Below are 12,342 nucleotides of genomic sequence, written 5' to 3' on the forward strand. Positions count from 1 at the left end.
TTTAACAAAGGTAGTATTTAGGTAATAAAAGAATTGTAATAAAAATATTCTATACAAACTCGTTTTTAATGTTAAATTTATAATTATATATCCCTCGACCCCCTCAAATATGCTCAAACCGATTCTGTTACACGTTATGCTGCTCTTTGCAGTAACCGGGGCTGCCAACGCCCAAAGCGGGAACGCCACATTAAATGCCGACAGTACTTCCGATGCGGTATTGATTACCCGTTTTCATTTTAAACAATACTATGGAGGCGTAGTAATACTACAAGCACAGGTTGGCAACCATTCAGATACCCTGCAATTTATTCTGGATACGGGTAGTGCCGGCATTTCATTGGATACTGCCACCTGCTTGAAATTGAATTTGAAAATTGAACCTTCCGACCTAATTATCAAAGGGTTAGGCAGCTCTAAACCGGTATCCTATACCCGGAACCATTCCCTTAAATTACCCGGCCTTACGGTAGACAGCCTGGATTTCCATATCAACGACTATCAGCTCATTAGCCAGGTATATGGCATACAAGTAGATGGAATTATTGGCTATAGCCTCTTGAAACGGTATATTGTTACCGTAGACTATGATACGGAAGAAATTCTCATCTACACAAAAGGCTATTTTGATTACCCCAAAGGCGGACAGCTCGTACGGCCTACCCTAACACAAATACCATTGATTGTGGCCCCTGTGAAAAATAACATAAGAACCATCAGCAACCGCTATTACTTCGATACTGGCGCCGGTATGTGCCTGCTGCTCTCTTCTCAGTTTGTAAATGATAGTAGCGTGCTCGCCAGGAAAAGGCGGAAGCGCACCAAAAAAATCATACAAACAGAAGCCCAGGGACTGGGGGGAAGAATGACCATGTCGCTCACCACTGTGCCTGAACTCCGGATCGGCAATTATTATTTCCGGAACGTGCCCACCTACATTTTTGATGATAAAAGTAACGTTACCGCCTATCCGTTCCTTGGAGGCATGATCGGCAACGACCTGCTAAGAAGATTTAATATCACCCTCAACTACGCCAGAAAAGAAATCTACCTGCTTCCTAATACCCATTTCAAAGACCTGTTTGACTACTCCTACACAGGCCTGATCATTTACCTGATCAACGGAAGGGTAGAAGTAACCGATATTATCCAAGGCTCCCCAGCCGAAAAAACAGGTTTCCAGAAAGGAGATATTATTCTGGGTATCAACAATAACCTGGGGCCCAATATCCAGTTATTCAGGGAATTATTAAAGAATATCGGCAGTAAAGCAGTATGCCTGGTACAAAGAAATGGAGAAGTATTGGTTAAAAGATTGCCAATAAAAAGCATACTTTGACGTTATTTGTATCATGTGGCGCTTTTTATGGACAGTAACCATGTTTGTATGTAGTACCATTATGTATGCCCATGCACAACGCAGCATATCATCAACGGAAGCATCAAACGACAGTAAACCAGTAGCAATAATACCATTTCAATTAATTGACAAACATGTGATCATACCTGTACTGGCTTCTGGCAGTACAGATACCCTGCATTTTATTTTCGACAGTGGTGCGGAAACCACCGTATTACATAGCGGCACCGCTAACAAACTACATTTGAAAAGTGCAGAAAATGCCTATATGAGCGGTATTAACAATACTATAGTAAAAACCCCGCTGGCTACCATCAACGCACTATACCTTCAGGGGCAACGCATGCCTTACGTAAAGGCATGCCTGGAAGACCTCAGCATTAATGGGCCCATAGACGGCATTATAGGGGTTGCCCTCATGAAATCTTTCATCGTAAAAATTGATCACCAGCACCAACAGCTAATATTATATAAGCCCGGCAAAACCCCTATTGGCAATACCGGGCGATTGCTGCACTTTCAATTAAACTTTACCACCCCCGTTATAGATGCCACCATACAACTGGGAGACGGCCGGAAACTGGCAGGACACTACCACATCACCACCGGCGGCGATTATGGCATCCTTTTCAACTGGCCTTATGTGGATAAGTACAAACTGAACACCCTATTACCCACTATTAATACCGACCGGGTACAGGACATGGTAAAGGTGCTATACTACATTAATAGCTCCATCCCTGTACTGGAAGTAGGAGGACACAACATCCACCATACCCCTGTTAGTTACAGCAAGGATATAGACGACCTGGGCGTATTCACAGAAATAGCCGGCAGCATTGGCTATGATATCTGGAAAGACTTCACCCTGACCATCAATTACAGTAAAAAGGAGATCTACGTAGAGTAGCCAACTGCTGCTCCTGCCTTTTCCATTACATCTACCACAAATGAAATTGCCAAAAAGCTAAAAGCTTATGGCTTTTTCCTATTTTTACTTTATTGAGACTAATAAACAGATATGATCCATTATAATAAATTTACGCTGGCAAACGGATTGAGAGTAATTGTACATGAAGACCATACTACTCCTATGGCGGTAGTAAATGTGCTTTATGACGTAGGAGCCAGGGATGAAAACCCTGCACAAACAGGTTTTGCCCATTTGTTCGAACACCTGATGTTCGGCGGCTCTATAAATATTCCCTCTTATGATGAGCCCCTGCAAATGGCAGGAGGAGAGAATAATGCTTATACCACCAGCGACCTTACCAACTACTACATACAGTTACCGGCAGAAAACATTGAAACCGCTTTCTGGCTGGAAAGCGACCGTATGCTCTCGTTGGCCTTCGATGAAAAAAGCCTCGATGTGCAACGCAAAGTAGTCTCTGAAGAATTCAAAGAACATTATATCAACAAGCCTTATGGCGATGTATGGCATAAAATGCGGGAACTGGCCTATACCACCCATCCTTACCGGTGGATGACCATTGGCAAAGAATTGTCTCATATCGAACAGGCAAAGCTGGAAGATGTAAAAGCATTCTTCTTCAAATATTACCGCCCGGTGAACGCTATTCTTTCTGTAGGCGGCAAGGTAACTGTAGAACAAGTGAAGGCCCTCGCCGAAAAATGGTTTGGCGACATTCCTTCCGGAGAAAAATACCACCGGCAATTGCCTGTGGAACCACCGCAAACAGCTGCCCATAAACTGGAAGTAAAAGCGAACGTACCCTTGGACGCGTTATATAAATGCTACCACATGTATGCCCGTACAGACAAACGGTATTATACAGCAGACCTTATTTCCGACATCCTGGGCGGAGGCACCTCCTCCCGCTTGCACCAGGTACTGGTAAAAGAGAAAAAACTTTTCAGTAATATCGAATGTTACCATTTTGGCAGCCTGGATGCAGGACTGCTGACGATAGAAGGTAAACTGGTAAAAGGCGTGAAAATGAAGGATGCAGAAAAAGGCATTCAACAGGAATTAGAGAAACTGCAACAGGAAGGCATCTCCAACAGGGAACTCCAAAAAGTAAAAAACCGTGTAGAAAGCCTCCTCGCCTTTGAAGACATGAGTTTACTGAACAGGGCCAATAACCTGGCTTTTTACGAACTGCTCGGAGACGCTGCTTTAATGAACCGGGAATTCGAAAATTATGAAGTAGTAACAGTAGAAGATGTACATGCGGAAGCGAAATTGCTTTTCGACGAAAAAAACTCCAATACCATTTACTATTACGCTGCAAACTAGCGATATGACCATTACCGCCTAAATAAGAAAAGATGAACAGAATTATTGCCCCTCCCATTAAAGATGCGGTGGATTTTGATATAAAGCTAAAGCCATATGAACAGTTTCAACTGGACAACGGCATCCCCGTATACGTAATGAAATCAGAAGAGCAGGAAACCTTACAACTGGAACTGGTATTTCCTGCCGGCAGCTGGTACGAAAGCGAAACCCTGGAGGCCACCGCTACCAATTTTCTCATGAGAAATGGTACCGGGAAACATACTGCCCGGGAAATCAGTGAAAACGTTGATTATTACGGCGCTTATCTGAACCGTAACACGTATCACGAAAACGCTACCTACACACTGCACTGTCTTAGCAAACACGCAGAAGTGCTGTTGCCCATATTGCAAGAGGTTATTCAGGATCCTATATTTCCGGAAGAAGAATTAAGCCTGTATAAGCAAAACCAGAAACAAAAACTTGCTGTAAACCTGCTGAAATGCGACTTCGTGGCTAACCGGTTTATCGACAAATACCTGTTTGGTGATTTCCACCCTTATGGCCGGGTAAGTAGCATGACCGCGTATGATGCCTTGCATACAGAAGGCCTCCTGGCATTCTATAAAAAGCATTATACCTACAACAACTGTAAAATATTTGTAGCGGGCAACCTGCCTGCCAATATGCTCCCTTTACTGAATAAGTATTTCGGCGGTACCCAATGGAATGGTGATACCCACCTGATAAAACTGGATCTGCCCATCCAAGCGGCAGAAGAGAAAAAATTCCGGATGTTCAACGATGAAAATGGCGTACAAGGCGCTGTGCGGGTAGCCCGTCATTTTCCCAACCGATACCACCCGGATTTCCCTAAGATGTTGGTACTGAATACTATTCTGGGCGGATACTTCGGATCCCGGCTCATGAGCAATATCCGGGAAGAAAAAGGATATACTTATGGTATTTACTCCCAGTTGTATAATTTCCGCCAAACTAGCGCCCTCAATATACAAACAGAAGCTGGCAGGGATGTTTGCGAAGCCACCATCGATGAAATATACAAAGAGCTGCTCCGGTTGCAACAAGAACCCGTGCCACAGGAAGAATTAGACCTGGTACGTAACTATATGATCGGTTCCATCCTGGGCGACCTGGACGGTGCCTTCCAACTGATACAACGCTGGAAGAACCTAATCCTGAATGAACTGGATGAAAATTATTTCTACAATAATATCAATACAATCAAAACTATTACTGCAGAAGAATTACAACAATTGGCCAAACAGTATTTTACACCAGGAGATTTTTATGAACTGGTGGTGATTTAAGGGCTAGCCAAATCAAATTAGTTAAAAAAGCTTCCGTTAACGGAAGCTTTTTTATTTTTGGAGGGCTACAAGCATTCGTGAAAGAAAACTATTATGTTATAGGCATGTAAATTCTTAAAACCCAAGCTACATGAAATCATTTATCATTTCTTTTATGCTGATAGCCGGCAATATGGCTACTTATGCACAATCACAGGCAGAAATGAACAAACAGGCAGCACAGGAGTATAAAGACGCCGATAAGAAGCTGAATGATATCTATCAAAGTATTTTGAAGGATTATGCTGCCAATAAACCGTTTATCCAAAATCTGAAAGAAGCACAACGCCTTTGGGTGCAATTCCGCGATGCTCAGGTAAAAACCATGTTCCCTGCCGCTGCTAAAACTTATGGCTCCGTATTTCCAATGTGCCGTGCTAACTATCTCTCCGAACTTACGCACCAACGCTCCGAGGCGTTAAGAGTATGGCTCAGCGGTCTTCCACAGGGAGATGTTTGTACAGGTTCCATCGGAGATAAAGAGGATAACTAATATTATCATAATTTAAAATATTATATTTCATATATTTGCGCGCTCACACAGCGCCTATGAGAAACCTGATCCTGACACTGGCGGTTTTCCTGTGCACCAACGCGTATGCTCAAACATCGCCATCAGCTTTGGATACACTGGCAAACCGATACCAACTATGTCTTGGCAATAGCCAACATCCGTACGATTGCGCCGTTATTTACTACCGGCAATTAGACAGTTTATTAAACCTGGCCCTTCAACGCCTGTATGCAAACCTGGCCCCGGATAAACAGCGCCAACTGCAACTGGAACAAGGGTTTTGGGAAGAAAAGAAAGAAGAATATTTTAAAAAGATAGACGAAAGAGTAGAGAAAATACATAAACGGACCATGGAAGGACTGGACGATGACATGATATCCACCGACAACAAAGCCGCTTTCCTGAAAGAACGGCTTACTAAATTGCTGAGTATATAGGGACTAAAGGCTTTATCCTGTTTATATTATATATCAACCGGTTATTTTGTGCGGGCAAAAGATCCTGCCTCAAAATAACCGGTTTGCTTGTTAAAGTCTTTCTTGATGGCGCAACCAACGTTCTGGCATTTCGCTATTACTAGCCATCAAATAATCATTATAAGTGCATGGCACAAACTCCTGGTCGGGTAATTGCATCCACCAACGGCCGGTTTTCTTACTTTTCAGAAATACCGTTTCAATATCAGAAAAAGCGATATGAAACTCCCAAAAAGCGTCCCGGTCGTCTAACAATGCTTCCCTATTCTTTACCGCGCGGCCATCCATAAAATACCACATCATTTGGGCAATTTGCCTGGCCGTAAGGTGATCTTTATCTTTTTCCGGGCTATAGCCGTAAATACCAAAAGAAGAAAGACGGCTGCTCATTCCCGCATACCTGGTCAGCGAGCAGGCTTCTTCTCCACTGAATCCATTGGGTGAAAGCTTGTTGGCGGGAGCATCAGTATGCCGGATGATGTTAATATCCAGGCTAAATAAGTCTGTATGCCGTAATACAGGTTCGGCTTCTTCCATATTTTCCCGGATACGTCCCAAGCGGTAACAGTCGAAGCGTAGCTTATCTAACGTTTCCAACATGCGCGGGTGCACAAAATAACTTTGAAAGCCTATATGGTTATAATGCCGGAGGAAATTAGGCTGTTCCGTTAGCATATCCATTAAAAACCGTTCGCTCCGCACACGGGAATCTTCTTTCAAATCAATCAGTGCGTCGGCTACAGTAGCCTCAATAATCAGTTGTTGAGAAGCGTAAGCCTTATATTGGGGATAGGTAAGATCGTGCGATCCTCCCAGGATAAGCACTGTTTTATTAGCGGCAAGTAGTTCCGCTACCACCGTTTTCATAGCGGCATAAGCATCTGCCAGGAAAGCGCCGGGCAACAGATTGCCAATATCCGCGAGGCGGATATCCCGATGCCAGTTATATAAGCGATAAAATTCACGTCGTATAGCGTCTGGTCCGCCGGTATTGGTTTTACCGGAGAAACAACCCCTTTCTTCTCCCACACCTAGTAAAATGATATCCGCAGTTTCAATATCAGGTTGCCGCTCTTCTTCATATACATCTATCACGCCACCAATCTGAAAAGGATCATACTCCTGGTCGTCGTTTAACAATGCTTTAGAAACAGGACGCAAGAAGTCCTGCAAGTGCGAAAAATCTGCCATCACTAATGGGTTTGTTTGATGGCAAACGTACAACAAGAATTTAAAAAAAAGCAAAACCAGACAGTTAAGCAAGCTGGGTAAAGTTGCTATAACGGGAATCTTGTAGAAGTAAGGCTACTAGTTCTTGTGAATAATAAATTCGAAAGGCTTATGCGACTTACGTGAAATTGCTTTTTCCAGCACGGAACGTTTGCTCGTGATCCGGCTCCTGTTACAATCCATCACCTCCATCACTGCACAGAGGTAATCCATCGTTTCAATCAACGAAAGCATTTCGCTGATTTGCCTAACCGCAGATTGAATCTGCTGCTCCGTGTACCTATCCTCGTGTAGCAGGATTAATAAATCTCTATCTACAGGTTTCATGAAAAAAAATTTGATTGTTCCCCGAAATATTGTTTGGCCAGGCATCAAGGATAGTTCAAAAAGATAAGGTAAAAATTGTTAGTTCACTTGTCAGTCGTTGTTGAATTCGTCAATAGTTGTCAAACAGAATAATGTACTAGTGCATCCTTTTTTTGTTCATGGTGGGACAGCCGCAATCGTTCTTCTTAATAATCTTACACCCTTCCATTACCATACATCCACAAAGAAAGAAAATCACGATCCATTTTATACTTTTCATACTGCAGTTTAATATACTTATCTATTAATTAAAATCCTTTCTTAATAGTTTACTTTTTCTTAACAATGCGCTTTTGTAATTTAAGCTAAATTCGTAAAAAATATTAAATTATTTGTCCACAATTCTTAAGTCTCGGAAAATTCTCATAGTACCCCTCGATTGGGGCCTTGGACATGCCACACGGGATATTCCGTTGATTCATGAAATGCTTAACGCAGGTTGCCAGGTGTTTATTGCTGCAGAAGGCAAACATGCAGCCTTACTGCAACAGGAATTCCCACAACTGACCATATTTCCACTTCCCGGATACCGTATTCAGTACGCACAAAAAGGGCAGTTTTTTGGCCTGAAAATTATTCAGCAGATCCCCAAAATATACCGGGCTGTCCGCTACGAACAACGCTGGCTTAAAAAGATTGTTGCTGATTATCAGATTGATGCAGTTATTTCAGATAACCGTTTCGGCCTGTACCATAAAACAATACCTACCGTTTTCATTACCCATCAGCTCCTTATCAAAACGCCCTTCGGCGGATGGATTGAGCGCACTTTGCAAAAGATCAATTATCATTTCATTAACAAATATAGCGCTTGCTGGGTACCCGATTTTGCAGGCCCTAACAATCTTTCCGGAGAACTGGCGCATCCGGCCCAATTGCCTGCCCACGTTACCTACATTGGTTGCCTGAGCCGCTTTGAGCCTAAAGCCAACCCGGTAAAAAAATATGACCTGCTAGTACTCATTTCAGGCCCGGAACCACAACGATCCAACCTGGAAAAACTGATCCTCGATCAGATAAAGTCCTTACCGGTCACCGCACTGATTGTAAGTGGAAAACCCGGCACACCGCAACATACTGCTGTAAGCGAACGCGTTACACAGGTTAACCACCTGAACGCAGGCGAGTTAAATGAAGCAATGCTGGCCTCCGACATGGTACTAAGCCGCTCTGGTTATACTACCTTGATGGATCTTGCCAAACTGAACAAAAAAGCCATCCTGATACCTACTCCCGGCCAATCTGAACAGGTATACCTGGGAGAAGACCTAATGGAAAAAGGCTATTTTTATTCCTTGCCCCAGGAACGTTTCAATTTACAAACTGCCCTGGAAGAAGCATCCCGTTTCCCGTTCCGCTCTTTCCAGCACGAGCAAGACATGAATCAATACAAACAGGTAGTACAACAACTCGTACAAAGCCTTAAATAAATAAAGAGAAAGCAGGTATCAAAATTTGACACCTGCTTTCTCTTTATTACAAACACGGCCGCCAATCATACAGCTAGCTGGTAGCCTGCCGGGCATCACTGCCAATATATATCCTGTTTTCAGTGATCACTACAGGGCGTTTCAGAAAAGAATATTCTTGCAAAATCAGATTGCAGTAATCCATTTCTGTAAGCGTTTTTTCATGTAACCCCATAGGGCGGTATTGCTGGGACCTGCGACTAAACAGCGCTTCATAGCTGCCTGCCAGGGCATGCATTTCGTCTAACTGCTCCGGGGTAATTTTTTCCTTTTTGATATCCTGCAAAACAAATCCCCTTTCCTTTGCTTGTATTTCTTCCAGTACCTTCTTACAGGTGCCGCAGGTAGACAAATGATAGATTTTATTCATTCTTTCTTTTTTTTCAGCCCTAAAGTTACACCCTCAACTTATATGGCAGTACTATCTTAATTTTGCAGATTCAAATTAAATCTTGTAGGTTTAGCAATGGAAAAAAAATTATTTTTACTGGACGCTATGGCGCTGATTTACAGGGCTTATTACGCCCTGATCAGGAATCCCCGCATCACCAGTGCAGGAAAGAATACCAATGCCCAGTTTGGATTTACCACCACCTTATTGGATCTCCTCAATAAAGAGAAACCTACTCATATGGCCGTTGCATTCGACACGCATGCGCCAACCGAACGTCATACTACTTATACCGATTATAAAGCCAACCGTGAAGACGCCCCTGAAGATCTGCTGGATGCCTTGCCGGATATTAAACGTATCATAGAAGGATTTAACATTCCTGTAGTAGAGCTAGACGGCTATGAAGCGGATGACGTAATAGGCACCCTCGCCTGGGAGGCCGCCGATGCAGGATATACCGTGTACATGGTAACACCGGATAAAGATTATGGTCAACTGGTAAGAGATAATGTGTTTATCTACAAACCTCCTTACATGGGCAGCAAAGAAGAAATCATGGGCCCTAAAGAGGTTTGCGCTAAATGGCAGATCAACGATGTGCACCAGGTAATAGATATCCTGGGGCTGATGGGGGATGCAGTAGATAACATCCCGGGCATTGCCGGCATTGGTGAAAAAACAGCCATGAAACTGCTGGCCCAGTACCACTCCCTTGAAAATGTGCTGGAAAATGCAGACAAGATCGGCGGTAAAATGGGAGAGAAGATTAAAGCGGGCCGTGAAAATGCATTGCTTTCTAAAGAACTGGCCACCATCATTACAGACGTACCAGTTACCTTTCATGAAGAAGATTTCTGCATAAAAGAATGCGATAAAAATAAACTGACCGATATTTTTACGGAGCTGGAATTTAAATCGCTCGGTAAAAGGGTACTGGGAGACAGCTTTGGCGGTGCAAGTCCCGAAGCCAATAAACCCCGGGTAGTGCAAACAGACCTCTTTGGCACTGTGGTTACAACAGAAGTAACCGTTATCACAGAGGCAACTGAAACCACCAATATCCTGTTGGCAGATAAAAATATTCATAATACTCCACATCAATACGACCTAATAGACACGCCAGAAAAAAGAGCCGCCTTGCTGCAGCAATTACTGCAACAAAATGAAGTAGCCTTTGATACAGAAACTACCGGTACAGATGCCAATGAAGCTGAAATAGTGGGTATGAGCTTTGCCTTTAAACAGGGAGCAGCTTTTTATATCCCCATGCCAGCCGATCAGGCAGCCGCCCGCGCTATTATCCACGAATTTCAGCCGCTGTTTCAACACAACAACCTTGTACTGATAGGCCAGAATATTAAGTTTGATATGCTGATCCTGAAATGGTACGGCATGGATGTAACCAGCACCGTATTCGATACCATGTTGGCGCATTACCTGATAGAACCGGAAGGCCGCCGCAGCATGGATGTATTGAGCGCGCAATACCTGAACTATGAGCCGGTAGCCATCGAATCACTGATCGGCAAAAAAGGAAAAGGGCAAGGCAATATGCGGGATGTGGAAATCGAGAAGATCAAAGAATATGCTTCCGAAGACGCCGACGTTACCCTGCAGCTAAAAGAAAAATTTGCTCCCATGTTGCCCGCCAAAGCCGTGGATAAGGTTTTTTATGAGATAGAAAACCCGCTGGTGAAAGTATTGACCGATATGGAATTTGAGGGCATTGCACTGGATGTTCACGCTCTAGCCGATTATTCCCGGGAACTGGAAGTAGAAATAAAAAGGGCGGAAGAAAGTGTATACGAACAGGCAGGCGTCCGGTTTAAACTGGCATCACCTAAGCAATTGGGCGAAGTGCTGTTTGAGAAGCTACAACTAGACCCTAAAGCAAAGAAAACGCGCACCGGGCAATATGCTACAGGCGAAGATGTGCTACAGAAGCTTTCTTCCAAACATAAAATTGTAGAAGATATCCTTATTTTCCGGGAACTGAGCAAACTGAAATCAACTTACGTTGATGCGTTGCCGTTATTGCTGAATAAGCGGACCAACCGGGTACACACCTCCTATAATCAGGCCGTAGCTGTAACCGGCAGGTTAAGTTCTAACAATCCTAACCTGCAAAACATTCCGATACGTACGGCCAGAGGGCGCGAAATACGCAAAGCATTTATTCCGCGCAACGAAGAATATATCCTGCTGTCTGCCGACTACTCACAGATAGAATTACGCATTATTGCGGCCATCAGTGAAGATAAGGAAATGACTGCTGCCTTTAAAGAAGGTATAGATATCCATGCCGCTACTGCCGCCAAAGTGTATAATGTAGCATTGGATGCCGTTACACCGGAAATGCGCCGCAACGCAAAAAGCGTCAACTTTGGTATCATCTATGGCGTAAGCGCATTCGGGTTGTCTGAAAACCTGGGTATTCCAAGAGGAGAAGCTAAAACACTGATTGATAATTACTTCCAGCAATACCCGTCTATCCGTAAGTATATGGATGATCAAGTGCAGTTTGCACAGGAAAAGGGCTACGTACAAACGCTGCTTGGCAGAAAGAGATGGTTAAAAGATATCAATTCTTCCAATGCCGTAGTACGTGGATTTGCAGAAAGGAACGCCATAAACATGCCCATACAAGGCACTGCAGCAGATATGATTAAACTGGCCATGATTGCCATTCATAAAGCATTCAAGGAAAGCAACCTGCAGTCCCGGATGCTGTTACAAGTACATGACGAATTGGTGTTTGATGTGCACCGCTCCGAATTAGAAATCGTTAAACCCCTGATCTTAAACCTAATGCGTAATGCCTTGCCACTGGAAGTTCCTATAGAAGCGGAGCTGGGCACTGGCAATACCTGGCTGGAAGCGCACTGATAATCAACCTGGGCTTTAGCTGTTTGCTTTTAGTT

Annotated in this window: 11 protein-coding genes; 8 read left to right on the top strand and 3 right to left on the bottom strand. The window is 43.6% G+C overall.

All coding sequences use genetic code 11. The features are described from left to right. The first annotated feature begins 109 nt into the window (after nucleotides 1-109). The 6 genes from ACDQ55_RS03560 (at nucleotide 110) to ACDQ55_RS03585 (ending at nucleotide 5,923) form a co-directional block, all read left to right on the top strand. The gene (locus tag ACDQ55_RS03560) at nucleotides 110-1,339 is read left to right on the top strand and encodes an aspartyl protease family protein (RefSeq protein WP_420979727.1); all 1,230 of its coding nucleotides are present in this window, start codon (nucleotides 110-112) and stop codon (nucleotides 1,337-1,339) included. Nucleotides 1,340-1,352: 13 nt separating this feature from the next. Further along, nucleotides 1,353-2,270, top strand: a complete 918-nt coding sequence (locus tag ACDQ55_RS03565) for an aspartyl protease family protein (RefSeq protein ID WP_420979728.1) — start codon at nucleotides 1,353-1,355, stop codon at nucleotides 2,268-2,270. Nucleotides 2,271-2,381: 111 nt separating this feature from the next. Continuing rightward, nucleotides 2,382-3,620, top strand: a complete 1,239-nt coding sequence (locus tag ACDQ55_RS03570) for a M16 family metallopeptidase (protein WP_420979729.1) — start codon at nucleotides 2,382-2,384, stop codon at nucleotides 3,618-3,620. A gap of 32 nt (nucleotides 3,621-3,652) precedes the next feature. Further along, a complete protein-coding gene (locus tag ACDQ55_RS03575; RefSeq protein ID WP_420979731.1) occupies nucleotides 3,653-4,933 on the top strand; it encodes a M16 family metallopeptidase in 1,281 nt (426 codons plus the stop codon). 130 nt (nucleotides 4,934-5,063) lie between these two features. Next, nucleotides 5,064-5,465, top strand: a complete 402-nt coding sequence (locus ACDQ55_RS03580; RefSeq protein WP_420979732.1) for a lysozyme inhibitor LprI family protein — start codon at nucleotides 5,064-5,066, stop codon at nucleotides 5,463-5,465. Between the two features lie 56 nt (nucleotides 5,466-5,521). Next, entirely contained in the window at nucleotides 5,522-5,923 is a 402-nt protein-coding gene (locus ACDQ55_RS03585) for a hypothetical protein (RefSeq protein ID WP_420979734.1), read from the top strand. A gap of 90 nt (nucleotides 5,924-6,013) precedes the next feature. Here the strand turns inward: ACDQ55_RS03585 and ACDQ55_RS03590 are convergent, their stop codons facing one another. Both ACDQ55_RS03590 and ACDQ55_RS03595 read right to left on the bottom strand, forming a co-directional pair. After that, nucleotides 6,014-7,153: a formimidoylglutamase gene (locus ACDQ55_RS03590; RefSeq protein WP_420979735.1), complete on the bottom strand. Its 1,140-nt coding sequence runs from the start codon at nucleotides 7,151-7,153 to the stop codon at nucleotides 6,014-6,016. A gap of 117 nt (nucleotides 7,154-7,270) precedes the next feature. Next, nucleotides 7,271-7,426: a hypothetical protein gene (locus ACDQ55_RS03595; protein WP_420979736.1), complete on the bottom strand. Its 156-nt coding sequence runs from the start codon at nucleotides 7,424-7,426 to the stop codon at nucleotides 7,271-7,273. Between the two features lie 464 nt (nucleotides 7,427-7,890). Here ACDQ55_RS03595 and ACDQ55_RS03600 point away from each other — a divergent pair, with 464 nt between their 5' ends. Further along, the gene (locus ACDQ55_RS03600; protein ID WP_420979737.1) at nucleotides 7,891-8,988 is read left to right on the top strand and encodes a glycosyltransferase; all 1,098 of its coding nucleotides are present in this window, start codon (nucleotides 7,891-7,893) and stop codon (nucleotides 8,986-8,988) included. A gap of 73 nt (nucleotides 8,989-9,061) precedes the next feature. Here ACDQ55_RS03600 and ACDQ55_RS03605 read toward each other — a convergent pair whose 3' ends face one another. Continuing rightward, nucleotides 9,062-9,397, bottom strand: a complete 336-nt coding sequence (locus ACDQ55_RS03605; protein ID WP_420979738.1) for an arsenate reductase family protein — start codon at nucleotides 9,395-9,397, stop codon at nucleotides 9,062-9,064. 96 nt (nucleotides 9,398-9,493) lie between these two features. On the opposite strand from ACDQ55_RS03605, the gene polA reads away from it, so the two are divergent. Continuing rightward, nucleotides 9,494-12,307 (top strand): DNA polymerase I, encoded by a 2,814-nt coding sequence (gene polA / locus ACDQ55_RS03610; protein WP_420979739.1) that lies wholly within the window; start codon nucleotides 9,494-9,496, stop codon nucleotides 12,305-12,307. Nucleotides 12,308-12,342: the final 35 nt, after the last annotated feature.

Origin of the sequence: Chitinophaga sp. 30R24 (assembly GCF_049056765.1) — a bacterium.
GTDB lineage: Bacteria > Bacteroidota > Bacteroidia > Chitinophagales > Chitinophagaceae > Chitinophaga.

Coding starts and splice junctions, on each gene's coding strand:
- ACDQ55_RS03560 (WP_420979727.1), top strand. CDS start 110: ATGCTCAAACCGATTCTGTTACACGTTATGCTGCTCTTTGCAGTAACC.
- ACDQ55_RS03565 (WP_420979728.1), top strand. CDS start 1,353: ATGTGGCGCTTTTTATGGACAGTAACCATGTTTGTATGTAGTACCATT.
- ACDQ55_RS03570 (WP_420979729.1), top strand. CDS start 2,382: ATGATCCATTATAATAAATTTACGCTGGCAAACGGATTGAGAGTAATT.
- ACDQ55_RS03575 (WP_420979731.1), top strand. CDS start 3,653: ATGAACAGAATTATTGCCCCTCCCATTAAAGATGCGGTGGATTTTGAT.
- ACDQ55_RS03580 (WP_420979732.1), top strand. CDS start 5,064: ATGAAATCATTTATCATTTCTTTTATGCTGATAGCCGGCAATATGGCT.
- ACDQ55_RS03585 (WP_420979734.1), top strand. CDS start 5,522: ATGAGAAACCTGATCCTGACACTGGCGGTTTTCCTGTGCACCAACGCG.
- ACDQ55_RS03590 (WP_420979735.1), bottom strand. CDS start 7,153: ATGGCAGATTTTTCGCACTTGCAGGACTTCTTGCGTCCTGTTTCTAAA.
- ACDQ55_RS03595 (WP_420979736.1), bottom strand. CDS start 7,426: ATGCTTTCGTTGATTGAAACGATGGATTACCTCTGTGCAGTGATGGAG.
- ACDQ55_RS03605 (WP_420979738.1), bottom strand. CDS start 9,397: ATGAATAAAATCTATCATTTGTCTACCTGCGGCACCTGTAAGAAGGTA.
- polA (WP_420979739.1), top strand. CDS start 9,494: ATGGAAAAAAAATTATTTTTACTGGACGCTATGGCGCTGATTTACAGG.